20 protein-coding genes are annotated in these 24,114 nt (G+C 72.7%); 10 read left to right on the top strand and 10 right to left on the bottom strand.

The features are described 5' to 3' along the window. Nucleotide 1: 1 nt before the first annotated feature. From ACN27J_RS08395 to ACN27J_RS08380, 4 genes are read left to right on the top strand one after another with little or no spacing between them, the layout of a single operon-like run. A complete protein-coding gene (locus ACN27J_RS08395) occupies nt 2–1,117 on the top strand; it encodes an STM4014 family protein (RefSeq protein ID WP_421364914.1) in 1,116 nt (371 codons plus the stop codon). Then, complete coding sequence (locus tag ACN27J_RS08390) at nt 1,114–1,944, top strand: STM4013/SEN3800 family hydrolase (protein WP_421364913.1); 831 nt, start codon at nt 1,114–1,116, stop codon at nt 1,942–1,944. Before ACN27J_RS08395 ends, ACN27J_RS08390 begins: the two co-directional genes overlap by 4 nt. After that, on the top strand, nt 1,941–3,266 hold the full coding sequence (locus tag ACN27J_RS08385) for an STM4012 family radical SAM protein (protein ID WP_421364911.1): 1,326 nt from the start codon (nt 1,941–1,943) through the stop codon (nt 3,264–3,266). The genes ACN27J_RS08390 and ACN27J_RS08385 overlap by 4 nt, the downstream gene beginning before the upstream one ends. A 5-nt stretch (nt 3,267–3,271) precedes the next feature. Next, nucleotides 3,272–4,198 carry an STM4011 family radical SAM protein gene (locus ACN27J_RS08380; RefSeq protein ID WP_421364909.1) on the top strand — a complete coding sequence of 309 codons (927 nt, stop codon included), beginning with the start codon at nt 3,272–3,274 and terminating at the stop codon, nt 4,196–4,198. Here the strand turns inward: ACN27J_RS08380 and ACN27J_RS08375 are convergent. Both ACN27J_RS08375 and ACN27J_RS08370 read right to left on the bottom strand, forming a co-directional pair. Continuing rightward, on the bottom strand, nt 4,185–5,432 hold the full coding sequence (locus ACN27J_RS08375) for a glycosyltransferase (protein WP_421364907.1): 1,248 nt from the start codon (nt 5,430–5,432) through the stop codon (nt 4,185–4,187). The two genes, ACN27J_RS08380 and ACN27J_RS08375, sit on opposite strands and share 14 nt — an antisense overlap. A gap of 69 nt (nt 5,433–5,501) precedes the next feature. Next, nucleotides 5,502–5,795, bottom strand: coding sequence for an antibiotic biosynthesis monooxygenase family protein (locus ACN27J_RS08370; RefSeq protein ID WP_421364905.1), 294 nt, complete (start codon nt 5,793–5,795; stop codon nt 5,502–5,504). A 419-nt stretch (nt 5,796–6,214) separates the two neighbouring features. Between ACN27J_RS08370 and ACN27J_RS08365 the strand changes: the two genes are divergently transcribed. Continuing rightward, the gene (locus ACN27J_RS08365) at nt 6,215–7,213 is read left to right on the top strand and encodes a TerC family protein (protein ID WP_421364903.1); all 999 of its coding nucleotides are present in this window, start codon (nt 6,215–6,217) and stop codon (nt 7,211–7,213) included. Nucleotides 7,214–7,262: 49 nt separating this feature from the next. Here ACN27J_RS08365 and typA read toward each other — a convergent pair whose 3' ends face one another. Together typA and ACN27J_RS08355 are read right to left on the bottom strand one after the other, a co-directional pair. Then, the gene (gene typA / locus ACN27J_RS08360; protein ID WP_278169979.1) at nt 7,263–9,128 is read right to left on the bottom strand and encodes a translational GTPase TypA; all 1,866 of its coding nucleotides are present in this window, start codon (nt 9,126–9,128) and stop codon (nt 7,263–7,265) included. A gap of 4 nt (nt 9,129–9,132) precedes the next feature. Further along, nucleotides 9,133–11,307, bottom strand: a complete 2,175-nt coding sequence (locus ACN27J_RS08355) for an MMPL family transporter (protein WP_421364901.1) — start codon at nt 11,305–11,307, stop codon at nt 9,133–9,135. A gap of 124 nt (nt 11,308–11,431) precedes the next feature. Between ACN27J_RS08355 and ACN27J_RS08350 the strand changes: the two genes are divergently transcribed. The 3 genes from ACN27J_RS08350 to ACN27J_RS08340 all read left to right on the top strand — a co-directional run bounded on the left by ACN27J_RS08350 (nt 11,432) and on the right by ACN27J_RS08340 (nt 14,874). Continuing rightward, the gene (locus ACN27J_RS08350; RefSeq protein WP_421364900.1) at nt 11,432–11,953 is read left to right on the top strand and encodes a MarR family winged helix-turn-helix transcriptional regulator; all 522 of its coding nucleotides are present in this window, start codon (nt 11,432–11,434) and stop codon (nt 11,951–11,953) included. Between the two features lie 46 nt (nt 11,954–11,999). Continuing rightward, on the top strand, nt 12,000–13,616 hold the full coding sequence (locus tag ACN27J_RS08345) for a CocE/NonD family hydrolase (protein WP_421372154.1): 1,617 nt from the start codon (nt 12,000–12,002) through the stop codon (nt 13,614–13,616). A 439-nt stretch (nt 13,617–14,055) separates the two neighbouring features. Next, nucleotides 14,056–14,874: an N-acetylmuramoyl-L-alanine amidase gene (locus ACN27J_RS08340; protein ID WP_421364898.1), complete on the top strand. Its 819-nt coding sequence runs from the start codon at nt 14,056–14,058 to the stop codon at nt 14,872–14,874. 21 nt (nt 14,875–14,895) lie between these two features. Here the strand turns inward: ACN27J_RS08340 and ACN27J_RS08335 are convergent, their stop codons facing one another. The 4 genes from ACN27J_RS08335 to ACN27J_RS08320 are packed head-to-tail and all read right to left on the bottom strand — an operon-like array spanning nt 14,896 to nt 19,718. Continuing rightward, nucleotides 14,896–16,293 carry a hypothetical protein gene (locus ACN27J_RS08335; protein WP_421364896.1) on the bottom strand — a complete coding sequence of 466 codons (1,398 nt, stop codon included), beginning with the start codon at nt 16,291–16,293 and terminating at the stop codon, nt 14,896–14,898. Continuing rightward, nucleotides 16,268–17,209, bottom strand: a complete 942-nt coding sequence (locus tag ACN27J_RS08330; RefSeq protein WP_421364895.1) for an alpha/beta fold hydrolase — start codon at nt 17,207–17,209, stop codon at nt 16,268–16,270. The genes ACN27J_RS08335 and ACN27J_RS08330 overlap by 26 nt, the downstream gene beginning before the upstream one ends. After that, nucleotides 17,206–18,117: an SDR family NAD(P)-dependent oxidoreductase gene (locus ACN27J_RS08325; protein WP_421364893.1), complete on the bottom strand. Its 912-nt coding sequence runs from the start codon at nt 18,115–18,117 to the stop codon at nt 17,206–17,208. The genes ACN27J_RS08330 and ACN27J_RS08325 overlap by 4 nt, the downstream gene beginning before the upstream one ends. Before the next feature lie 29 nt (nt 18,118–18,146). After that, complete coding sequence (locus tag ACN27J_RS08320; RefSeq protein ID WP_421364892.1) at nt 18,147–19,718, bottom strand: hypothetical protein; 1,572 nt, start codon at nt 19,716–19,718, stop codon at nt 18,147–18,149. A gap of 208 nt (nt 19,719–19,926) precedes the next feature. Between ACN27J_RS08320 and ACN27J_RS08315 the strand changes: the two genes are divergently transcribed. Further along, nucleotides 19,927–20,823 (top strand): SDR family oxidoreductase, encoded by an 897-nt coding sequence (locus ACN27J_RS08315; RefSeq protein WP_421364890.1) that lies wholly within the window; start codon nt 19,927–19,929, stop codon nt 20,821–20,823. Between the two features lie 25 nt (nt 20,824–20,848). Here the strand turns inward: ACN27J_RS08315 and ACN27J_RS08310 are convergent, their stop codons facing one another. Continuing rightward, on the bottom strand, nt 20,849–21,502 hold the full coding sequence (locus ACN27J_RS08310) for an MBL fold metallo-hydrolase (RefSeq protein WP_421364888.1): 654 nt from the start codon (nt 21,500–21,502) through the stop codon (nt 20,849–20,851). 210 nt (nt 21,503–21,712) lie between these two features. Between ACN27J_RS08310 and rsgA the strand changes: the two genes are divergently transcribed. After that, complete coding sequence (gene rsgA / locus ACN27J_RS08305; protein WP_421364886.1) at nt 21,713–22,780, top strand: ribosome small subunit-dependent GTPase A; 1,068 nt, start codon at nt 21,713–21,715, stop codon at nt 22,778–22,780. An 80-nt stretch (nt 22,781–22,860) separates the two neighbouring features. Here rsgA and ACN27J_RS08300 read toward each other — a convergent pair whose 3' ends face one another. Beyond that, entirely contained in the window at nt 22,861–23,967 is a 1,107-nt protein-coding gene (locus tag ACN27J_RS08300) for an LCP family protein (protein ID WP_421364884.1), read from the bottom strand. Between the last annotated feature and the right edge of the window lie 147 nt (nt 23,968–24,114).

The raw sequence follows: 24,114 nt of genomic DNA, 5'->3' as shown, positions 1-24,114 counted from the left end.
GATGAGCCACACCACGCCGCTGGTCGTGGTCGGCAACCCGGGCAACCGGCGGGTCGGGGCGTTCCGCGCCGCCGCGCACGCCGCTGGCCTGCGGGTTCGGGTGCTGCCCTGGCGGAAGCTCGCCGCCGGGGAGGAGGTCGCCCTGCCCTACGGGGCGACGGTACGGATCGACTCGCCCGGCGAGGACTCCGAGGTGGACCGGCTGCTGCGCGGCGCCGGCCGACCGCTCGACCACGGCGAGATCAGCGGCGGTGCCGCCTGGTACGCCGGGCTGCGCGCCGCCCTGGGCCGGCTCACCGACGCCGCCCGGCGGGCCGGCGCGACCCTGCTCAACGACCCGGCCGACATCGCCGTGCTGTTCGACAAACGTGCCGGGCATCGGCGGCTGGCCGCCGCCGGGGTGGCGCAACCGGCCATCCTGGACACCGCACCCGGCGACTGGGCGCAGCTGCGTACCGCTCTGTCCGACGTCGGCTGGGCCCGGGCCTTCGTCAAGCCGGTGCACGGGTCGTCGGCGTCCGGGGTGCTCGCCCTGCACACACACGGCCGGCGGGTGCAGGCGGTCACCTCGGTCGAACTGGCCGACGACGGGCGGCTGTTCAACTCGCTGCGGGTGCGGACCTACCGCACCGAGCGGGAGGTTGCCTCTATCGTGGACCTGCTGGCACCGGACGGGTTGCTGGTGCAGCGCTGGTTCCCGAAGGCCGGCCTGCACGGCCGGGTCGTCGACCTCCGGGTGCTGGTGATCGCCGGTGAGCCGGGCCACCTGGTGGTGCGCAGCAGCGATGGTCCGCTGACCAACCTGCACCTGGGCAACCGGCGCGGTGACCCGGCGGCGGTACGGGCTGCGTTCGGCCCCCGCCGGTGGGCGGCGGCGCTGGCCGACTGCGTTGCGGCGGCCCGTTGCTTCACCGGCAGCCTGCACGTCGGAGTGGACCTGATGATCGGCAGTGACTGGCGGCGGCACGCCGTGGCGGAGGTGAACGCCTTCGGCGATCTGCTCCCCACGGTGTGCGACGCCGCGGGGCGGGACAGCTACGCTGCCCAACTGCATGCCATACGTACCGGCCGGTTCGCCGCCTGGCGGACCACGGCCGCGATGGGGAGGTCGGCATGAAGGACCTGATCGGCAGCCACGACCTGCTGTTCGTCACGCTCGACACGTTGCGTTACGACGTGGCGGCCGAGCTGCTCGCCGCCGGCCGGACACCGCAGCTGGCCCGCGCGCTACCGAACAGGCAGTGGCAGCGCCGGCACAGCCCGGCCAGCTTCACCTACGCCGCACATCAGGCGTTCTTCACCGGTTTCCTGCCCACCCCGGCCGAACCGGGCAGCCACCCCCGGATGTTCGCCGCGGCTTTCCCCGGCAGCGCCACCACCGACGAGCACACCTGGGTCTTCGACGCACCCGACCTGGTCACCGCGCTGCGCAAGGAGGGCTACCACACGGTGTGCGTCGGCGGGGTCGGGTTCTTCAACCGCTCCTCGCCGCTGGGCGCGACCCTGCCGGGCCTGTTCGCCGAGGCGCACTGGGAGCCGGCGTTCGGGGTGACCGCGCCCGGCTGCTTCGAGGCCCAGCTGGACCGGATCGCCGAGGTCGTCCCGGCCGTACCCACCGACCAGCCGCTGTTCCTGTTCGTCAACGTGGCCGCCATGCACCAGCCGAACCGGCACTACCTGCCGGGCACCGAACGCGACAACCGGGACAGCCACGCCGCCGCCCTGGAGTACGTCGACCGGCACATCGGCCGGCTGTTCGCCATGGCCAGCTCCCGGGGCCGGCCCTGCCTGACGATCATCTGCGCCGATCACGGCACCGCGTACGGCGAGGACGGGCACAGCGGGCACCGGGTCGGCCACGAGGTGGTGTGGACGGTGCCGTACGCCAATTTCGTGATCGCCCCCGGCGACTGGTCCGACGCCGCGACGCCGGACCCGGCGTGACCGTCGCGGACCTGGACGGCTCGCCGTACCAGGGCTACCTGTACGGGTATCCGCACAAGACGGCGTACCGGCCGCTGCGGCCGCGCCCCGCGCTGGCCGACTTCTGGTCCGGGCAGCGCCGCACGGAGCTGTTCCTCTACCTGCACCTGCCGTTCTGCGAGATGCGCTGCGGCTTCTGCAACCTGTTCACCCGGGCCAACCCGCCGGCCGGGCAGGTGGCCGCCTACCTCGACCAGCTGCGCCGCCAGGCGGTACGGGTGGCCGCCGCGCTCGGCGACGACGCCCGGTTCGCCCGGGTCGCCGTCGGCGGCGGTACGCCGACCTACCTGGACGCGGACGAGTTGTCGACGATGTTCGACCTGGTCGACAGGTTCCGGCCGGCGGGCGTGCCGACGGCGGTGGAGACGTCGCCGGCCACCGCCACCCCGGACCGGCTGGCGGTGCTCGCCGCCCGCGGCACCACCCGGATCAGCATCGGGGTGCAGAGTTTCCTCGACGCCGAGGCGCGGGCTGCCGGCCGGCCGCAGCGTCGCGTCGAGGTCGAGCGCGCCCTGGCCGCTATTCGGGACCAGCCGATCCCGGAGCTGAACATCGACCTGATCTACGGCATCCCCGGCCAGACCGACGCCACCTGGGCGCAGTCGCTCGACGCGGCGCTGCGCTGGGAGCCGGCGGAGATCTACCTCTACCCGCTCTACGTCCGCCCACTGACCGGCCTGGCCCGCCGTGCCCCGGCCGACCTGCCTGATCCACAGTGGGACGAGCAACGGCAGACGCTGTACCGGCACGGCGTCGACCGGCTGCGCGCCGCCGGCTACCGGCAACTGTCGATGCGGCATTTCCGCCGTGCGTCGCTGCCGGTTGTCGACGCCCCGGCGTACTCCTGCCAGGAGGACGGGATGGTCGGTCTGGGCTGCGGTGCCCGGTCCTACACCAGCGACCTGCACTACTCGTTCGACTACGCGGTCTCCGTTGGGCAGGTGCGGGCGATCATCGACGACTACCTGCGCCGGCCGGAGTCCGACTTCGACGTCGCCGAGGTGGGCTTCCGGCTGGACCGCGACGAGCAGCGCCGGCGCTGGTTGATCACCTCGCTGCTGCGCGCCGACGGATGCGACCAGGCGGCGTACGCGGCGCGGTTCGCCACCCGGGCCGTCGACGACTTCCCGCAGCTGGCGACGCTGGTCGACCGGGGCTGGCTGACGGTCAACCCGGATCGGCTGGCGCTGACCGGAGCCGGCCTGGCCCGCAGCGACGCGATCGGCCCGTGGCTGGTCTCGACCGAGGTCCGGGCGGCGATGGCCGGCCTGCCGGCCCGGTGAGCCGGATGGACCTGAGCATCCTCTACCGGGGTCCGCTGGCCAGCTGCAACTACGACTGCCCGTACTGTCCGTTCGCCAAACGCCGCGACGACCCGGCAACGCTGCGCACCGACCGGGTGGCGCTCGACCGGTTCGTCGACTGGGCCGTGCGTAATCCGCACGACGACCGGATCTCGGTGCTGTTCACCCCGTGGGGCGAGGCGTTGACCAGGTCCTGGTACCGGCGGGCGCTGCTGCGGCTGGCCGGGCTGCCGCAGGTGCACCGGGTGGCGATCCAGACCAACCTGGCCGCCCGGCTGGACTTCCTGGCCGACGCCGACACCGACCAGCGTCGCCGGCTGGCGTTCTGGGCCACGTACCACCCGGGCCAGGTCGACCGGGAGGTCTTTCTGCGCCGCTGCGGTACGCTGCGTACCGCCGGGGTGCGGTTCTCGGTGGGGGTCGTCGGCCTGCCGGAGCACCTGGCGGCCGCCCGGTCGCTGCGGGCCGCGCTACCGGCCGAGGTCTACCTGTGGGTCAACGCCGCCGACGGGCACCTTTACGACGTCGCGCAGCAGCGGGCGTGGACCGAGCTCGACCCGCTGTTCGGCTACAGCGTGCACCCGCACCCGTCGGCCGGGCGGTCGTGCCGTACCGGGGAGTCGGTGGTCTCGGTCGACGGGTCCGGCACGGTACGCCGGTGCCACTTCGTCGCCGAACCGCTGGGCAACCTCTACGACGGCTCCTACCGGGCCGGCCTGCGGCCTCGTCCCTGCCCACTGGACTCGTGCGACTGCCACATCGGCTACGTGCATCTGCGGGACCTGCCGCTGTACGACGTCTTCGCCGGCGGCGTCCTGGAACGCATCCCGCACGCCTTCCCCGATACGGCGTCGGAGGTCGCAGCGGCTACCGGTCCGGCCGCCGCTGCGGATCCGGTCAGCGGCGGGTGACCCGGTCGACGGCGCGCAGCACCGCGGCGTACCCGTCCTCGGTGGCGATCCGGGCCGCGAGGTTCCGGGCCCGTTCGGTGTACGTCGGCCGGTCGAGCACCGTGCGGATGGCGGCGGCCAGTCGGTCGGCGGTGAGCCGCCGGGCCGGCAGCGGTTCGGCGGCGACCCCGAGCCGCGCCAGCCGGGCGGCCCAGAACGGCTGGTCGGCGATGAGCGGTACGGTCACCGCCGGCACCCCGGCCCGCAGCCCGGCGGCGGTGGTGCCGGCCCCCGCGTGGTGGACCACCGCGGCGACCCGGGGCAGCAGCCAGTCGTGCGGTACGTCGTCGACCGCGAGGACGCCGTCGCCGCAGACCCGCAGCCCACCCCAACCGGCCTGCACGATCGCGCGTACGCCGGCCCGACGCAGCGCCGCACCGATCAGTGTCGGCAGTGACGCGTCGAGCACCGCCATGCTGCCGAAGGTGATCAGCACCGGCGGCGGACCGTCACGCAGGAACCCGGTCAGTTCCGGCGGGGGAGTCCAGTGCGGGTCGGTGGCCGGCCACCAGTAGCCGACGACCTCCAGCCCTGGGCGCCAGTCGGCCGGTCGGGGCAGCACGCTCGGGCTGAACCCGTGCAGCACCGGCCAGCCTGAGCGCCTGGCCTGCCGCAGCAGGGCGGCCAGCGGGACCGGCGGCAGGCCGAGCCGGTGGCGCAGCCGCCGGGAGGAGCGGTCGTACGCCCGAGCGCTGGCCGCCTCGGCGCCGCGCCCCAGCGCCCGGTTGCCGGCCGACCCGAAGGACCGGTCGCCGAGTAGCACCGGCGGGAAGTCGCCGGTCGGTGCGACCGGTTGCAGGAAGACCCCGATGCTCGGGATCCCGCGTCGCTGTGCCGCCGAGTAGCCCAGCGGCGCGGTCGTGGTGGCCAGCAGCAGTACGTCGGCGTCGGTGCCGACGTCGACCAGCCCGGTTGCGAGATCGTCGAGGTAGCGCCGGCCCTGCCGGACGAACTCGGCGGTGCCGCGCAGCCCGCCGCCGAGCCGGTGCAGCCGTCGCCCGCCGGGGGTGCGTTGGGCGGCGTACGGGTCACCGGGCAGCGGCCGGAAGTCGAGGCCGCCGCCGGTCACCAGCGCGTCGAAGGCGCCGTGGGTCGTCACGGTGACCCGGTGGCCGGCGGCCCGTAGGGCCTGCCCCAGACCGGTGTACGGTGCGACGTCGCCCCGGCTGCCGGCGGTCACGATCTCTACCCGCACCGCGGGCTCCGGATCGGTCCGAACCGGCCGGACGCCGGCAGGGTCCGGGTCACGTCGGCAGGGTCCGGGTCACGTCGGCAGGTCGACGAAGTGTTCGACCACCGGCGGCGCGGCGAAGTACGGGCCGATCAGTTCCCGCCACCGCAGGTACCGGTCGGTGGCGCGGAAGTTCTGCTCGTGCGCGTCGACGGAGTCCCATTCGACTAGCAGCACGAACCGGCTGGGACTCTCCACTCCCCGGGTCATCCGCACCGACCGGCAGCCGTCGGTGGTGGCCAGCAGGTGGCGGCCGGCGGCGTACGCTGCGGCGAAGTCGGCTTCCCGGCCGGGCTGGACATCGACCAGCGCGATCTCAAGCACCATGGCGGGAAGCCTGCCACACGGCTGCGCCCGGACCGGCCCGAGGGGTTGGGTCCGGACCAGCTCCGGGCTGGCTCCGGCCCGGCGAACCGACGGTTCGCGACGACTATCTAGCCTCCTAGGATGCTTGAGAAGTTGTGCTTGTCGTCACCGATGACCCGCCCCGGTGTGTCGTTTGCCCGGTGGTTGCGCAACAATGACGCAGGAGGAGGGGAGTATTCCCTCGCGTTGGTGTCGTCAGCACGGTTGGCCCGCATGGTGGACCGACCCGGCACCTGCGGTCGTCGTCAACCAGGCAGACAGTTCGGTGGACGATGGCGGAAGAGACCTCCGTCAGTCACTGCTGTGCGCATCTCCACGAAGGCCGGGGCGTGCCTGTCCCGGTGCCGGTCGGCGGTGCCCTGTGTCTGCCGGAGGTCCGAGTGAACATCCCTGCCTGGGTTTGGCTGGTCAGCCTGGTCGTACTGACCGCGGTGCTGATCGCCGACCTGTTGATCATCGTCCGGCGGCCGCATGAACCGAGCATGCGCGAGTCGGCCGGCTGGACCGTCTTCTACATCGTGCTCGCGGTGATCTTCGGCCTCGGGGTGTGGGCCACGTCCGGCGGGCGGTACGCCGGCGAGTTCTTCGCCGGCTACGTCACGGAGAAGAGCCTCTCCGTCGACAACCTCTTCGTGTTCGTGATCATCATGGGCCGGTTCGTGGTACCCCGGAAGTACCAGCAGAAGGTGCTGCTGGTCGGCGTCGTGCTGGCGCTGGTGCTGCGCGGCGGTTTCATCGCGGCGGGTGCCGTGCTGATCTCCCAGTTCTCCTGGGTGTTCTACATTTTCGGCGCCTTCCTCATCTACACCGCCATCGGTCAGCTGCGCCAGCCTGAGACGACCGACGAGTTCTCCGAGAACGCGCTGATCCGGTGGAGCCGTCGGGTGCTGCCGGTCTCCGGCGCCTACGACGGTGGGCGGCTGACCACGCTGACCGAGGCCGGCCGGCGGATGTTCACGCCGATGCTGATCGTCATGATCGCGATCGGCGTCACCGACCTGATCTTCGCGCTGGACTCGATCCCGGCGATCTTCGGTATCACCCAGGAGCCGTACCTGGTCTTCACCGCCAACGTCTTCGCGTTGATGGGGCTGCGGCAGCTCTACTTCCTGCTCGGCGGTCTGCTGGACCGGCTGGTCTACCTCAGCTACGGCCTGGCGGTGGTGCTGGGCTTCATCGGGGTGAAGCTGGTGCTGGAGGCGTTGGCCGACAACACCCTGTTCTTCGTCAACGGTGGCGATCCGGTCGGCTGGGCACCGCACATCCCGATCTGGCTGTCGCTGACCGTCATCTTCGTCACCCTGCTGGTCACCACGGTGGCCAGCCTGGTCAAGTCGTCCCGGGACCGTAAGCGGGAGCTCGCCGAGATCGTCAAGTGACCGGCCGCTGGGGTCGCCAGCGGCCGGCGACCCCAGCGGCCGGTGCGGTTCAGCTCTGGTGCTTGCGGCGGGCCGCCGCCCGGGCCCGGGCGGTCTGGTCGAGGATCACCTTGCGTAGCCGTACCGCCTCGGGGGTGACCTCGACGCACTCGTCCTCGCGGCAGAACTCCAGCGCCTGCTCCAGGGAGAGCTTGCGGGGCGGCACCAGCCGCTCCAACTCGTCGGCGGTCGACGAGCGCATGTTGGTCAGCTTCTTCTCTTTGGTGATGTTGACGTCCATGTCGTCGGCGCGGGAGTTCTCGCCGACCAGCATGCCCTCGTACACCGGGGTGCCCGGTTCGACGAAGAGCGAGCCGCGTTCCTGCAGGTTGAACATGGCGAAGCTGGTCGCCACGCCGGTCCGGTCGGCGACCAGTGATCCGGTGGGCCGGGTCCGCAGCTCGCCGAACCATGGCTCGTAGGACTCGAAGACGTGGTGCAGGATGCCGGTGCCGCGGGTCTCGGTGAGGAACTCGGTCCGGAACCCGATCAGCGCGCGGGCCGGTACCAGCCACTCCATCCGGATCCAGCCGGTGCCGTGGTTGACCAGCTGCTCCATCCGGCCCTTGCGGGTGGCCAGCAGCTGGGTGATCGCGCCCAGGTACTCGTCGGGGGCGTCGATGGTCAGCCGCTCCACCGGCTCGCAGACCCGTCCGTCGATTTCCCGGGTGACGACCTGCGGTTTGCCGACGGTCAGCTCGTACTGCTCGCGGCGCATCTGCTCGACCAGGATGGCCAGCGCCAGCTCGCCCCGGCCCTGCACCTCCCAGGCGTCCGGGCGTTCGGTGGGCAGTACCCGCAGCGACACGTTGCCGATCAGTTCGCGGTCCAGCCGGTCCTTGACCAGCCGGGCGGTCACCTTCGACCCCTTGACCTTGCCGGCCAGCGGTGAGGTGTTGGTGCCCAGGGTCATCGAGATCGCCGGCTCGTCAACGGTGATCAACGGCAGCGGGCGGGGGTCGTCCGCGTCGGCCAGGGTTTCGCCGATCATGATGTCCGGGATGCCGGCCACCGCCATGATGTCGCCCGGACCGGCGGCCTCGGCGGGCTTGCGTTCCAGCCCTTCGGTCATCAGCAGCTCGGAGATGCGGACCTTCTGCAGGCTGCCGTCGGTGCGGCACCAGGCGACGGTCTGGCCCTTGCGGATGGTGCCCTGCCGGACCCGGCACAGCGCCAGCCGGCCCAGGAACGGCGAGGCGTCGAGGTTGGTCACGTGCGCCTGCAGCGGCGCGTCCGGGTCGAAGGCCGGCGCCGGGATCGTCTCCAGCAGGGTGCGGAACAGCGGCTCCAGGTTGTCGCTGTCGTCCGGCACCGCACCGCCGGCCGGCTGGGTCAGCGAGGCGACGCCGTCGCGGGCGCACGCGTACACGATCGGGAAGTCGATCTGGGTCTCGTCGGCGTCGAGGTCGAGGAAGAGTTCGTAGGTGTCGTCGACGACCTCTTTGATCCGCGCGTCCGGCCGGTCCACCTTGTTGATCACCAGGATGATCGGCAGCCGGGCCTGCAGCGCCTTGCGCAGCACGAACCGGGTCTGTGGCAGCGGCCCCTCGCTGGCGTCGACCAGCAGCACCACGCCGTCGACCATGGTGAGGCCGCGTTCCACCTCGCCGCCGAAGTCGGCGTGCCCTGGGGTGTCGATGATGTTGATGACGACCGGGTCGCCCTGGTCGGGCACGTAGCTGATCGCGGTGTTCTTGGCCAGGATGGTGATGCCCTTTTCGCGCTCCAGGTCCATGGAGTCCAGCGCCCGGTCGGGCAGTTCGGCGCGGGCGTGCAGCTGGCCGCCTTGGCGCAGCATCGCGTCAACCAGCGTGGTCTTGCCGTGGTCGACATGCGCGATGATGGCCACGTTACGGAGATCGGAGCGGGTCTGCATGCTCCTATCCTCCGGCATCGGCGCGCCGGGGCGGCATCGGGTCGGCCCCGACCGGCTTCGGCGTCGGGTCGGCCCCGACCGGCTTCGGCGTCGGGTCGGCCCCGACCGGCACCGGCTCCGGGACGTGGTGGCGGGAGAGCGCGCTGGGCCACCAGAACCGTCGGCCGAGCACCATCGCGATCGCCGGCACCAGCAGCGTCCGGACCAGCAACGTGTCGAGCAGTACGCCGAACCCGACGATCACCCCGATCTCGGTCAGGGTGACCAGCGGCAGCACGCCGAGGACGGTGAAGACCGCGGCGAGCAGGACACCGGCGCTGGTGATCACTCCGCCGGTGACGGCGAGCGCGGTCCGCATGCCCTGCCGGGTGCCGTCGATGGCCGCCCCCTCCCGGGCCCGGGTGGTGAGGAAGATGTTGTAGTCGACGCCGAGGGCGACCAGGAACAGGAATGCCAGCAGCGGCACGCTGGTGTCCAGCGCCGGGTAGCCGAGCACCTGGGTGAACAGGGTGGTGGCCGCGCCGAGGGCGGCGAAGAAGGTGGCGACGACCGTACCGACCAGGATCAGCGGTGCGACGATCGACCGGAGCAGCACGATCAGCACCGCCAGCACCACCACGAGCACCAGTGGGACGACGACCCGCAGGTCACGCAGGGCGGCGTCGCGGGTGTCGAGGTTCGCGGCGACGGAGCCGCCGACGAGGGCGTCGGCGGCCGGTACCGAGTCGAGCGCGGCGCGCAGGTCCCGGATGACCTGGTAGCTTTCCGCGCTGTCCGGTTCGGCGCGCAGCACCACCTCGACGACGGCGAGGTCGGTGGTGCCGCCGGCTGGTCGGGCGCTGGCGACCCCGTCGACCGTTCCGACGGCGGCGAGCACCGCCGGCGTCTGGGCGGCGTCGGCGACGACGATCACCGGGTCGGCGGCGCCGGGTGGGAAGGACCGGGACAGGGTGGCCAGCCCGTCGATGGATTCGGCGCTGACCCGGAACTGTTCGGTCTTGCTCAGCCCGATCCGGGCGTCGAGCAGGCCGGTGGCCAGCACGGCGAGCAGCAGCAGGGAGCCGGCGAGCACGGTGCGGGGTCGGCGGCTGACCAGGGCGCCGGCCCGGGCCCAGATGCCGCTGCGGGTGGGGTCGGGCTGGCCGGGGCGGGGGACGAACGGCCAGAACAGGCCACGTCCGCAGACGGACAGGGCGGCGGGCAGCACGATCAGGCCGTACAGCATGGCGGTGGTGATGCCGACGGCGCCGGCGACGCCGATGGCGCGGTCGTTGGCGAGTACGGCGGCGAGCAGGGTGAGCAGGCTGAGCACGACGGTCAGGGCGCTGGCGGTGATCGCCGGCCCGGCGGAGCTCAGCACCCGGCGCAGGGCTCGGCGGCGGTCGGGTTCGCGGCGCAGTTCCTCGCGGTAGCGGGCGATCAGCAGCAGGGCGTAGTTGGTGCCGGCACCGAAGACGAGCACGTCGACGATGCCGGTGGTGGAGGGGTCGATCCGCAGGTCGACGGCGTGGCTGACGATGGCGATGAGTCCGTTGCTGACCACGTCGGCGGTGCCGACCACGGCGAGCGGCACCAGCCACAGCCAGGGGCTGCGGTAGGTGATCAGCAGCAGGGCGGCGACAACGGCGACGGTGGCGGCGAGCAGGGTGACGTTGGCACCGTCGAAGGCGGCGGCGACGTCAGCGGTGAAGCCGGCACCGCCGGTGAGTTCCGCTTCGGCGCCGGCGGGAAGTCCAGCGCGGGCCTCGGCGCGGAGCCGGTCGACGATCTCGCCGAGGCGTTCGATGTCGATCTCGGCCGGTAGTGGGACGGCGACCAGGGCGGCGGTGCGGTCGGGGGCGTACACCGGTGGGCCGACCTCGCCGACGGCGTCGCGGGCGAAGGCTTCACGGTCGGCGGCGATGGCGGCGTCGTCGGCGGCGGTCAGCGGCTGTCCGTCGCGGGAGTAGACGACGAGGGCGGGGTTGAGCTGCCCGCCGGGCAGTTGCCGGCGCAGTTCGGCGACCTGGACCGACTCGGCGGTGTCGGGGAGCGCCCCGGTGGGATCGTTGCCGGTGCGGGGATCGCCGGCGAAGCCGATCACCAGCGCGGAAAATGCGGCTGCGGTGAGCAGAACCAGCCAGGCGGTCCACCGGCCGCAGATGATCGCGGTCAGCCGGGTGCCGAGCGGTGTGGGCATGTGTGCACCTCGTTCGTCGCCGGTTGGGCGGGGCAAAATCTCACGGTCATCCAGTATCTCGTTCATCGAGACTATAGCCGGGCTGGGATAGGGTCATGTCAGGACATGGATCGGAGGGCACACGGTGGGCGCCGGTGTATGGGGGACCCGGCCGAGTGGTCGGTCAGCGGTGGTGGCGGAGATCATCCGCCGGTTGCGCAGCTACACCGCCGACGCCGGCCATGTCGGCCATGCCTTCGCCGCGCTGCACGACCTGCACGCCACCGACCTGCAGGCGCTGATCGCGGTGATGGACGCCGAGCAGACCGGGAGCCCGATCACCCCGGGCGGCCTCGGCGCACATCTCAATCTGACCTCCGGCTCGGTCACCGCACTGGTGGACCGGCTGGAGCGGGCCGGACACCTGTACCGCGATCGGGACCCGGACGACCGGCGCAAGGTGCGGCTGCGGTACGCGGCCGAGGGCGCCGCCCTGGCCCGCGAGTTCTTCGCCCCGCTGGGCCGGCGTACCGACGCCGTGATGGCCGACTTCACCGACGACGAGTTGGAGACGGTCCGCCGGTTCCTGGCGGCGATGGGCGAGTCAACCCGGGCGCACCGCGACGAGGTGCGCGCCGCCGCTCGGGACGGCGGCCGTGGGCGCTGACGGCGTACCCGACGGCCGGCCCGATCGGCGGCACGGTGTCGCGGGCCTGCGGCGGTTCGGGGTCCCGGGCCTGCGGCGGTTCGGGGCCGGGGGTCCGTCGCGGGTGCGGATCCGGCGCGACCTCGCCGTGCGGACCCGCGACGGGCTGCGGCTGCGGACCGACCACTATCGGCCGGTGGGTGCGGGCGCCGCGCCGACCGTGCTGATCCGGACCCCGTACGGTCGGGGCGGTCCGGTCCGGCTGCTCGGTCTGCTGTTCGCCCGCCGTGGCTGGCACTGCGTCGTCCAGTCCTGCCGGGGCACGTTCGGGTCCGACGGGCTGTTCGAGCCGCTGCTGCACGAGCGGGCCGACGGGCTGGACACCCTGGAGTGGCTGCGCCGGCAACCCTGGTACGACGGCCGGCTCGGCACCTTCGGCATCTCCTACCAGGGCTTCGGGCAGTGGGCCACGGCCGCCCATGCCGGCGACGACCTGCGGGCGATGGTCGCGGTGGTCACCGCCGCGCAAACCCGCGACTCCACGTACGCCGGCGGGGCGTTCTCCCTGGACACGGTGCTGACCTGGGCGGAGCTGATGTCGGCCCAGCAGGTGCCGTGGCTGACCCGCCAGCGTGAGCTACGTCGTGGCCTGCCCCGGCTGACCGCCGGCCTGGCGCACCTGCCACTGGCCGAGGCGGACCGGGTCGCGACCGGCTCCACCGTGCCGTTCTTCCAGGAGTGGCTCACCCAGCACCGCCCGGCGGCACCGTACTGGTTGCCCCGCACCTTCCACCGGGAGGTCGCCCAGGTCCGGGCCCCGGTGTCGATGGTGACCGGTTGGCACGACATCTTTCTGCCGGCCCAGCTGGCCGACTACGCGGCGTTGCGGGCGGCGGGTCGGCGGCCCCGCCTCACCGTCGGGCCGTGGACGCACGGCAGTCCCGGACTGTTCGTCACGGCGTACCGGGAGGCGGCGGAGTTCTTCGCGACCCATTTCGGCGAAGGGCCCGCCTCGTCCGGGCACCGGCCGGTGCGGGTGCACGTCGCCGGGGCCGGGTGGCGTGACCTCGCCGACTGGCCGCCGCCGGTGACGACCACCGGGTGGTACCTGTGGCCCGGTGGTCGGCTGGGCCGGTCGGTGCCGCCCCGGTCGGCGCCGGACCGGCACCGCTACGACCCGGCGGTGCCCACGCCGGCGGTGGGCGGGCCGATGCTGATCGCCCAGCACGCCGGGGTGCGCGACAACCGGGAGCTGGAGGCCCGCCCGGATGTGCTGACCTACACGAGCGGGCCGCTGGACCGGCCGGTGGAGCTGATCGGCCCGGTGACGGCCGAGGTGTACGTCCGCTGCAGCGTCGAGTACTTCGACGTGTTCGTCCGGCTGTGCCGCGTCGACCGGCGCGGTGGATCCTGGAACATCTGTGATGGACTGTCCCGGGTGGATGGCGAGGCGGGCGGCGAGGCAGTCCGGGTGCCGGTGACCCTCTGGCCGACCGCCTGCCGGCTGGCAGCAGGGGAGCGGTTACGGGTTCAGATCAGCGGTGGCGCGCATCCGCGGTGGGCGAGGAACCCGGGATCCGGCGAGCCGCTGGGTACCGCCGCCCGGCTGCGGAGCAGCGAACGGTGGATCTTCCACGACCCGCAGCGGCCGTCGGTGGTCTGGTTGCCGGTCACACAGGACTGACGATCCCTGCCGCCGGCCACCACCCGGCCTCCAGCGGTGGGCCGGTGCCAACCGATCCGAACCAGCAGCGGTCCACAACTTTACCCATTGCCGCCAATACTCAGAGTTATTTGCCCTGGTCAGAAGCTTGTTGGCCGCGCTATTCTCGATACATGGCACCGTCGGGAGGGCGTCGGTCACCAAGACTGACGACACCGGGAGGACCGGGTTCGAGCTGTCGCCGGACGTGCCAGTCGAAGTGAGTCACCGGCCTGGCCAGCCGGTGAGCACAGTGGACCTTATGGTGCGGCGGCGCCCGTACCGGTGAGCGGAACCGCACCGGCGAGCGGGGCCGCCCGGCAGGTGGCGGCCGAGCCGGTCCATGGTCCCATGCTCCTCCGACGTCGACCGGAATCGATCCACCCACCCATCCGCCGGCTGGGAAAGGAGGCACCACCACATGGGAATCTGGACCGATCTCGCTACCTGGCGGGGTCCCACCGTGAACAGCGGCAACGGCACCGGTGCGTTGAACGAGCCGGAGGACCGGCTCGACGCGCACCACGGCATCGTGGTGCACATCGCCGCCGGCTACTTCGAGGGCACCATCGCCTGGCAGCGTAATCCCGCGTCGCGGGTGTCGTCGCACTTCGTCGTGGCCAAGGACGGGCGCATCGCGCAGATGGTCGACACCGAGATCCGGGCGTGGACACAGCGGGCCGGCAACCGCACCTGGCTCAGTATCGAGAACGAAGGGTTCCTGCCGGACCGGCTCACCGCACCGCAGCTGGAGGCGAACGCCCAACTGCTGGCCCGATCACACCTCGAACACGGCGTGCCGGTCCGCAACGCGAACAGCCCGCGCGAACGCGGACTCGGCCATCACAGCATGGGTGCCGAGAACGGATTCGACTGGGGACACAGCCAGTGTCCCGGTCCGGCGATCGTCGCTCAGAAACCGACGATCGTCGCCCGCGCGGCGCAGATCGTCACCGCGATCCGACCGCCGGTACCACCCCGACCGAGATGGATTATCGACGACCTCGACGACCCGGGAGACACCGTCATGTATCTCGTGCAGTGCACCATCCAGACCCCGAACCCGATCTACGTCGTGCACGACAGCGGCAAGGTCCGGCACATCGGGCCCGCCGAACTCGCGTACCTGCGCGGCCTCGGTGGCGAGGACGAGGTGCCTACCATCACCGAGTCCGATCCGGCCGCCTGCTCGCGGTTGCTGGCCGAGGCCCGGGTCGCCCAGGGCTTCCTGCAGAACTGACGGTCCGGTGCGGCCCCGGCCTCATCCGGCCGGTGTCAAGGACTCCCAGCTGACGCCCGGGTACCCGCCGGACTGCCGCCAGAAGTCGTCGAACTGGGCGAGGGTCAGCTGACCCGGCATCGGATACCGGGCCGGGATCGCCTGCAACGCCTCGTCGTACCGCGCGTACAGCGACATCTCACAGGGAAAGTCCGCCAGGTTCCGGCCAAGGTAGCGCCCGCTGCGGGCGGCCCGGTCGAGCACCGCCTGCCACCGCTCGGGCGGCGGCCAGCCGACCGCGTTCGGCACACCGTTCTGGAACAGCGCCAGGTGGATGTCGGCGTACGGTTCCCGCTCGTCCAGGTAGCGCTGCACGTCGTGCAGGCTCGGATCCATGGTGAACGTCATCCAGTAGGGCACCGAGCCGGTCCGCAACGTCCACCACGGGTCGAGCACGATGAACGATTCGATCAGCAGCCGGCGCGCCGGGATGCGCCGCTGCCGGTACCACCACTGGTAGAGGTCGGCGACCATCGGCGACGGCGCCGACGGCCGGTCGAACCCGATCCGGCGGACCTGGTAGCCGTTCTCGGCGGCGAACCGGTCGATGTCCTCGGCCAGTTGCGGGGCGAAACCCCACTCCGCCTCCGGGCTGACGCTGTCCGGTTCCGGGCCGACCCACCGGCGTACCGGGGAGTCGTAGCGGTGCAGGTACGCCGCCACCCGGGGGCCACCCCGGTGGAACTCGTTCTGGGTGGCACCGCCGACCGCACCGTGCTGGAACACCTGCCGCTCACCGACCGCGGTGGTCCGCCACTGCTTGCGGCAGTCGGCGATGATGATCGTCCCGCCGGGCGCGAGCCGTTCCCGGAGGAACGCCTCGTACTCCGCACCCAGGGTGCGGCGCTTGAACCGGAAGTAGGTCAGCGCCCGCACCATCAGCCGGTCCTGGTTGGCGTCGTGCATGTGGTGCAGTTGGATGTCCGGGTTGGCGTCGAGCAGCGCCCGACCCGGCTTCAGACCTTTGCGCAGCGCGGTCGTCGGATCGTCCGGATGCACCCGCTGGGCGACCGGGATGAAGAAGGTCTGCGGCAGCCACGGCACCCCCAGCGCCGCCCACAGGTGCACCAGCGCGCCGCTGGACGAACCGACCGCCACCGCCGGATAGCGGCGCCGCGGGTATTCCCGGGTCACCCACCGGGAAACCTCCGCCACGTCGATGCGGCCCATTTTCGCGGCCCGTACCGCCTCGGTCAGCCCGCCGACGATGAACGCCTTCTCCCTGGCCCGGCCCGGCAGCAGGTCGGTCACCTTCACCAGCGGCTTCAACAGTCTCGACTGGCCGAGGGCGGGAAACGACTCACCCCGCAGGTATGCGGCAGTGGCCAGCAGCATCGCCGAGGCCGAGTCGAAGCTAGCCAGGAACGCGGGCGCGGGCACCGTCGACACCTCCGCCGGTTGTCGCGAGCTCGTCGAGGAAGCCGTGGATCACCCGGGCGAACTCGGCCGGGTTGTCGTGGCTCATCGCGTGCACCACGCCGGGCAGTCGGCACAGCCGGGCATCGGGGGCCTGCCGGCGCAGGTCGGCGACCCACTGGTCGGAAACCAGCGGGTCGCGGGTGCCCCGGCACACCAGCACCGGCGCGCCGACCCGGCGGATCCTGTCCTCGGGCCGGTCCGCCAGCGCCGCCGAGAAGGTTCGCAGCACCGGCCGCACCCCCGCCCGGCGGTAGTCGGTCAGCTGGATCCGTTTGAGCCGGACGGACTGGGTGGTCTGCTCGGCCTGCCAGCGCCACAGTTGGCTGCGCCACGTGCGGCGACCCGGATCCACCGTGGGGCTGGCCAGCACCACCGCCGACACCCAGTCGGGGGCCTGGGCGGCCGCCTCCAGCACCACCTGACAACCGAGCGACACGCCGACCAGAACGGCCGGGGCGGTGACCACGGCGGGCAGCCAGCTGGCCACGGCGGTGCCGAGCTCGGCGATGCCGGGCACCGGCTGCGGCTTGCTGCTGTGGCCGCAGCCGGGCAGGTCCGGAGCCAGTACGGTGCCGGTGGCGGCGAGCCGACCCGCCACCGGCACGCCGAGTCCGGCGGCGACTCCGAGCCCGTGCACCAGCACGATCGGCGGCCGCCGATCGGTCGGAGCCAGGTCGGCCGGTGCCGGCGGCCGGTCCGGGCGCTGCGTTGCCGGCGCCGCCGGTCGGTCCCAGCACAGGCTGGTGACCGTCCACATGGTGTCCGAGGACGCGCCGGCCCGGACCCGCCAGCTCGGTGGGGCCGGCACCTCGACCTGTCGGGTGACCGGCTGCGGTGTCGGCGAGCCGGGCGGCGACGGCGTCAGCAGCGGGCTCATCGGGCACCACCCGAGGCGGGGTACGCCGTACTCCGGCCGCTGTCGACCCGGGCACCGAGCGGCATGGGTCGTAGCAGGTTGCCGGCGGTATAGCCGACCGGGACGTCGGCGACCTGGGTCCGCCGCGCCGCCCGGGCGCGGGCCCGCTCGGTCAGCGCCGGCAGCAGCCGGGCGGCGAGCATCCCGCGCCGGGCACCGGGCCCGACGTGGACCTCCCGGCGAGGGCTGCGGACCAGCTGGACGACGGCCCCGGCCACCTCGTCGGGGTGGCAGGGGCGGGCCGGCGGCACCATCCGCCGGCCGGTCCAGTTGGCGGTGCTGCGCGACATCGGGGTGTCCACCGGCCCCGCCAGCACCGTGCACACCGCGATCCCGGGCACGTCGCGGACCTCCTGCCGGGTGCAGTCGCTCAGCGCCCGGATCGCGTGTGCGCTCGCCGCGTACGCGCTCTGCTGCGGCGACGGTGCCCAGCCGTGCACCGACGAGACGGTGATCAGGGTCCCGTGTCCCTGGTCCCGCAACCACGGCAGCGCGGCCCGGATGCCGTGGTACGTGCCGAACAGGTTGGTCCGCACCACCTGATGCCACAGGTGTGCGGGAGTTTCCTCGACCGCGCCGTACAGGTTGACCCCCGCGTTGTTGACCCAGACGTCGATCCGGCCGAACCGGGCGACGGCCTGCCGGGCGGCGTCGGCGACGGCGTCGGCGTCGGTCACGTCGAGTGGAACCACCAGCACCTGTCCGCCCCGCCCGCGGCATTCGGTGGCCGCCGTCTCCAGCGCGTCCCGGCGGCGGGCCAGCAGCACCAGGGTGGCGCCGGCGGCGGCGAAGCGGTGGGCGCAGGCCCGTCCGATTCCGCTGGACGCGCCGGTGACGACGACGACCCGGTCGTCGAGATGTCTGGCCATGGGTTCCTCCCGGTCTCGGTGGGCAGGGGTCAGTTCATCGGGGGTACGCCGAACGGCAGCGCCATCGGCCGGCCCCAGTCCCGCCACGGTGGGCAGGGCAGTGCAGGTTCGTCGTCGAGGAACCGGTTGACTTCGTGGTAGAACGCCGGGGTGTCCGGCAGGAAGGGGTGTGCCTCGCGGACCGGGCAGACGTTGCGGGCGACCGGCAGCCGCCAGCCGTGCGGCATGAGTGGCAGGTCGGTCGCCGAGGTGACCGCCACCGCCCGCGCCGGTGGTGGCAGCGGCTCGGTCAGCACGGTGGCCCCGCCGTTGGCCGGGGCGAGTAGTTCCCGGGCGGCCGGGGCGTCCGGCTCGAAGTGGAAGTCCACCCAGTCGGAGATCGGCACCAGCAGCCGGAACAGGTCGCTGCCGACCCGACCGGGCCCGTCGCGACCCGGTGGGAGGTAGCCGGCCGGGCTGTCCGGGAACGGCCCGACCAGGATCAGATAGTCCACCTGGGCGGTGGCTCCGCCGGCCATCGCCTCCCAGGCCACCCACACCGCGTGCGAGTGGGCGGCGACGACCAGCGGGCGGGGCAGATCCCGGACCTGGTCGGCGAAGACGGCCACCTGCTCGGCGAACGGCCGCTGGGTGTCCGCCCGGTGGTACGGGGCGCCGGTGCGGATCGGGCAGCGGGCCCGGCCCCGCGGCTGGCCGTCGCCGGGGCCGGCGTAGGAGAAGTAGAACGTCTGCGCGCAGGTGTAGCCGAGGACGTCGGTGCGGGTGCCGAAGATGGTGCCCCGGCCGGAGGCGGAGTTGATCCCGCTCATCAGCAGGATGGAGCCGGCGCGCGGGGCGGCCGGGTCGGTGACCGGCACCGACCTGGTGGCGATGGACACGGCGGTCGCGACGAGGAACAGCGCGGCGACGCCGGCGAGTCGCAGCCGGGGGTACGCCGGGGCCGGGCGGGCGAGCAGCCGGACCGTGACCGCGGTCAACGCCCCGGAGACCGGCACGGCGACCAGCCGCAGCGCCGGGATCTGTTCGGCGAGCACGCCGAGGCCGATCAGGGCGGCCGCGTACGGCACGGTCACCTCGACCCGCAGCCCGTGGCGCCAGGCGCGCGGCCAGGCCTGGCGCAGTCGCGTGGTGCCCTGCCACGGCAGCGTGACGACGACGGCCACGACCAGCGCCAGCAGCCCGACGGCGGCCCAGAACAGCCGGGAGTAGAGGACGGCGGCGGCGATGTAGGTGGCCTCGGCGGCGAACAGCAGGACCGGCAGCGCCGTGAGGTAGACGGTGGCGGCCAGGCGTAACCGTTGCCGGTCCAGCCCGCCGAGCATCAGCGCCAGCACGCTCACCCGTACCGCCAGCGCCCCGATCAGCCCGGCGGCGAACCACGGCCGGGACGGCGCTCTGGTCAGCAGCAGCCGCAGGTCGGTGTACAGGTCGACCGGGGGCAGGGCGACCAGGTGCGCGAGGCCGGGCCAGTGGGGCAGCGCGCCGGTGGCCGCCAGCAGGGTCACCCCGACGGTCAGCACGGCCAGCGGCCAGAGCCGGGGCGGTCCGAGGGTCGGGGCCGCCCGGATCGCGGCGGTGTCCGTTGCGTCCCGTGTGCCCATCCGGTCGTGCCGCCCGTCCTGTCCCGGCCGGCCGTGGAGAGCCGGGTCTGGTGATGCCGAACGACGGCTGCCCGCCGGCGGGTGGCTCAAACCTGCCCGGCGGCGGATGCCGGTGCCGGGGATCGGCGGACGGTTTCGGTCCGGGGTGATGTGGGTACGACTGCGGTGTTCACACCCGTTGCGCCCGTACCGTGAGGAGCGAACGATCATGGCCGACCAGCACATCCGGCAGGATCCGACGGAGCAGTACGGTCAGCGGCGGGGGCAGCCGGTGCAGAAGCAGCCACCGCCGGGCACCGGCGCCAGGATGGATCCGCCGCCGGACCACGGCGAGGAGAGTTACCGCGGCTCCGGCAGGTTGACCGACCGGCGGGCGGTGATCACCGGCGGGGACTCGGGGATCGGCCGCGCGGTCGCGCTCGCGTTCGCCCGGGAGGGCGCCGACGTCGTCCTGTCGTACCTGCCGCAGGAGGAGCGCGACGCCCGGGAGACGGTCCGGCTGGTCGAGTCGGCCGGCCGGCGGGCGGTGCCGGTGCCCGGCGACATCACCACCGAGCATCAGTGCGTCGAGCTGGTGCGACGCGCCGTCGAGGAGCTCGGCGGCATCGACATTCTGGTCAACAACGCCGGGTATCAGATGGCGCAGGAGAAGGGGATCGCGGAGATCTCCACCGAGCAGTTCGACCGGGTGCTGAAGACCAACCTGTACGCGTTGTTCTGGATCTGCAAGGCGGCCGTGCCGCACATGCCGCCGGGGTCCAGCATCATCAACACGTCGTCGATCCAGGCGTTCGATCCGTCGCCGTCGTTGCTGGACTACGCGACCACCAAGGCGGGCATCGTCAACTTCACCAAGGGGCTGGCGGCGAACCTGGTCGACCAGGGTATCCGGGTCAACTCGGTGGCGCCCGGGCCGGTCTGGACACCGCTGATCCCGGCGACCATGCCGCCGGAGGCGGTGGGGGAGTTCGGCACCACGTCGCCGATCGGCCGGCCGGCGCAGCCGGCGGAGCTGGCCCCGTCGTTCGTCTTCTTCGCGTCGCAGGAGTCCAGCTACACCACGGGTGAGGTGCTCGCCGTGACCGGCGGTCGCCGCACCATCTGACCGTCGCCGCAGCGCCGGTGACGGGTCACCAGCCGCGGGCCCGCCACTGCGGCAGCGCCGGGCGTTCGGCACCGAGTGTGGAGTCCCTGCCGTGACCGGGGTAGAACCAGGTGTCGTCGGGTAGCCGGTCGAACAGTTTGCGCTCGACGTCGTCGATCAGAGACAAGAAGTTGCGGCGGTTGCCGCGGGTGTTGCCGACCCCGCCGGGGAACAAGGCGTCGCCGGTGAACAAATGCGCCACCCCGTGCGGGTCCCGGTAGAGCAGGGCGACCGAGCCGGGCGTGTGCCCGACCAGGTGGACGACCTCCAGTTCACAGTCGCCGACCGCGACCCGGTCGTCGTCGGCGATGGTGGCGGTGACCAGCGGCAGCCCGTCGGCGTCGGCCGGGTGGGCGAGCGAGGCGGCCCCGGTCGCGGCGGCCACCTCCTCCAGCGCCACCCAGTGGTCCATGTGCTGGTGGGTGGTGACGACGGCGGCGAGCCCGGCCGGACCGATCAGCTCCAGCAGCCGGGGTGCCTCGTTCGCCGCGTCGATCAGCACCTGCTCGCCGGTGCTGGTGCAGCGCAGCAGGTAGGCGTTGTTGTCCATCGGCCCGACCGCGATCTTGGTGATGGTGAGCTCGGTCAGCTCCCGGACGTCCGGCGCGCCGCCGCCGGTGACGTCTCCCTGGTAGGGCACCGGAACCTCCTGCTGGTCGTGGCCGGGCGGAATTGGCTTTCCCGGGCTGCCGTCAGAAGGCTACCGTTGCCGTGACGCGTCAGGCAGAGCTCTCCGGAGGGAGGTGGTGGTGACCGTGACTGTCCCCTGCGGTCCGTCCGCTTCTCCTTCCCACCGGGGTCGTCCGGCCGGTCCGGCCGGCGGGCACCCCACGACCTGACAAGGGTTCTCATGACGTTCGATCTCGCGTCCCTCGGCTGGGACGCCTTCCACGACCGTGCCCTGCCGGCTCTCGACACCGACCACCAGCCCGGCCGGGTGGCCCGGGTGGACCGCGGGGTGTGCACCGTACTGGTGGCCGACGGACCGATGCGGGCGAGTGTCGCCGGCGCGGTCCTCACCGCCGCCGCGTCCGACCCGGTGGCCCTGCCCTGCGCCGGCGACTGGGTGCTGGTGCGGACCTGGCCGGACGAGCGGACCACCGTCGAGCAGGTGCTGCCCCGGCGGACCGCGCTGGTGCGCCGTACCGCCGACAAGGACTCCACCGGGCAGGTGCTCGCCGCCAACGTCGACACGGCCGCCGTCGTCGAACCGATGCACCCGGCACCCGACCTGGGCCGCGTCGAACGCTTCCTGGCGTTGGCCTGGGAGTCCGGCGCCGAGCCGGTGGTCCTGCTGACCAAGTGCGACGCGGTGGCCGACCCGGCGGCGGTGGCCGACCAGGTGGCCGCCGTGGCGCCGGGCGTACCGGTGATCGCGGTCAGCGCGCAACGCGGTGACGGCATCGACGAGGTGTCCCGGCTCGTGGCGCCCGGTCGCACTCTGGGGCTGTTGGGGCCGTCCGGGGCGGGCAAGTCGACGCTGGTCAACGCCCTGGCCGGCACCGAGGTGATGGGGGTGCAGGCCATCCGCCGGGTCGACGGCAAGGGCCGGCACACCACCACCTACCGGGCGCTGATCCCGATCCCCGGCGGCGGGGCGGTGCTGGACACCCCAGGGGTACGGGCGGTGGGTCTGCTGGACTCCGCCGACGGCTTGGACGAGGCGTTCTCCGACGTGGCCGAGCTCGCTGCCGCCTGCCGGTTCGCCGACTGCGCGCACAGCGGTGAGCCGGGCTGCGCGGTGCGTGCCGCGATCGAGTCGGGCGACCTGCCGGTGCGCCGCTGGGAGAGTTGGCAGCGCCTGCAGCGGGAGGTCGCGCACGAGATGCGTCGCCGGGACGCGCGGCTGGCCGCCGCCGAGCGGGCCAAGTGGAAGCGGATCTCGAAGGACAACCGGGCACGTTACCGGCAGCGGTGACGCCGTTCGGTGGGCTCCGGTGACGGTCGTCGTCACCGGGCCCACCGGTCGCGGGGCGGTCCGGGTGGCGGCGGCGTGGGTCAGCTGCCGGTCGGGTGTTCGCGCAGCCAGTCGTCGACGGTGTCGCCACGGACCGCCGCGTACAGGTCCGCCGCGGCCGCCTCGTCGGGGAAGACGACACTCTGCCCGGCCTGCTGGCCGGTGCCCGCCGACGGCGAGGTGAGCATGGTCAGGTCGGTGCTGCGCAGCTGCCGCAGCGCCCACACCGTGTCGAACACCGAGGTGCCCTCGTCGACGGTGACCGCGTCGGCGGTGGCGCGCAGGAAGTCGTCCAGCCGGCCCGGGCTGGTGAGCAGCCCGCTGCCGCTGGCCTGGTCCAGCACCGCCGCGATGATCTCCTGCTGGTGCCGTACCCGGGTGAAGTCGCCGTCGGCGAACTGTTTGCGCTGCCGGGCGTAGTCCAGCGCGGTGTCGCCGTCCATCTGCTGCAGCCCGGCGGTGAACTGCCGGTACGGCGGGTGGACCGAGGTGAACGACTCGTCGACGGCGAGTTCGATTCCGCCGACGGCGTCGATGATCTCGGCGAAGCCGGCGAAGTCGATGAGCACCACGTGGTCGATCCGGACTCCGGTGAACGCCTCCACGGTCTGCACCAGCAGCGGCGTCCCACCGGTCGCGTACGCGGAATTGATCTTGTCCTGGCGGCCGTCGCCGCCGTCCGGGTCCGGAACCTGGACCCAGGTGTCCCGGGGGATGGAGATCATCTGTACGCCGCTGCGGTCGGCCGGCAGGTGCGCCAGGATGATCGTGTCGGTGCGGGAACCGGAGGTGTCCGGATCCCGGGAGTCGCTGCCGACGATCAGGAAGTTCCTCGCCTGCTCGACGGCCTTGACCGGGCGTTGCGCCTCGGGCAGTGCGGTGAAGATCTCCACCTTGTCGACGTGCGACTCGACGGAGCGGGCGTACAGCCATCCGGCGGTGGCGGTACCACCGACCACCAGGAGTAGCGACAGCCCCGCCACGAGCAGGGCGAGACGTAGCCAGCGGCCACCGCGGCGGCGGGTGGTCGGCCGCCCGGTCGCTTCGAGTGACGGCCCGGTCGCGTCGGGTGGCGACACAGTGTCGGGGGTGGGCGCTTCGGGCGTGGCGTTCGCTTCGACCATGGGGTCGGAGACCGCGTCGGACATGGGATCAGAGGCTACGTCGCCGCTGACCGGCCCGACATTGCCGGCTTGGTCGGTCCTGCCGGCCAGATGGCAGCGGGGGCCGACCCGTCCCACCCCCCGATCGGACGGGCCGGCCCGCTGACACGTGGAGGAACCCCCTGCTCCACG

The organism is Solwaraspora sp. WMMB762 (genome assembly GCF_049179115.1).
GTDB lineage: Bacteria > Actinomycetota > Actinomycetes > Mycobacteriales > Micromonosporaceae > Micromonospora_E.
This window is presented reverse-complemented; position numbering and strand designations above follow the sequence as displayed.

Coding starts and splice junctions, on each gene's coding strand:
- ACN27J_RS08395 (WP_421364914.1), top strand. CDS start 2: ATGAGCCACACCACGCCGCTGGTCGTGGTCGGCAACCCGGGCAACCGG.
- ACN27J_RS08390 (WP_421364913.1), top strand. CDS start 1,114: ATGAAGGACCTGATCGGCAGCCACGACCTGCTGTTCGTCACGCTCGAC.
- ACN27J_RS08380 (WP_421364909.1), top strand. CDS start 3,272: ATGGACCTGAGCATCCTCTACCGGGGTCCGCTGGCCAGCTGCAACTAC.
- ACN27J_RS08370 (WP_421364905.1), bottom strand. CDS start 5,795: ATGGTGCTTGAGATCGCGCTGGTCGATGTCCAGCCCGGCCGGGAAGCC.
- typA (WP_278169979.1), bottom strand. CDS start 9,128: ATGCAGACCCGCTCCGATCTCCGTAACGTGGCCATCATCGCGCATGTC.
- ACN27J_RS08355 (WP_421364901.1), bottom strand. CDS start 11,307: ATGCCCACACCGCTCGGCACCCGGCTGACCGCGATCATCTGCGGCCGG.
- ACN27J_RS08340 (WP_421364898.1), top strand. CDS start 14,056: ATGGGAATCTGGACCGATCTCGCTACCTGGCGGGGTCCCACCGTGAAC.
- ACN27J_RS08330 (WP_421364895.1), bottom strand. CDS start 17,209: ATGAGCCCGCTGCTGACGCCGTCGCCGCCCGGCTCGCCGACACCGCAG.
- ACN27J_RS08325 (WP_421364893.1), bottom strand. CDS start 18,117: ATGGCCAGACATCTCGACGACCGGGTCGTCGTCGTCACCGGCGCGTCC.
- ACN27J_RS08320 (WP_421364892.1), bottom strand. CDS start 19,718: ATGGGCACACGGGACGCAACGGACACCGCCGCGATCCGGGCGGCCCCG.
- ACN27J_RS08315 (WP_421364890.1), top strand. CDS start 19,927: ATGGCCGACCAGCACATCCGGCAGGATCCGACGGAGCAGTACGGTCAG.
- rsgA (WP_421364886.1), top strand. CDS start 21,713: ATGACGTTCGATCTCGCGTCCCTCGGCTGGGACGCCTTCCACGACCGT.
- ACN27J_RS08300 (WP_421364884.1), bottom strand. CDS start 23,967: ATGTCCGACGCGGTCTCCGACCCCATGGTCGAAGCGAACGCCACGCCC.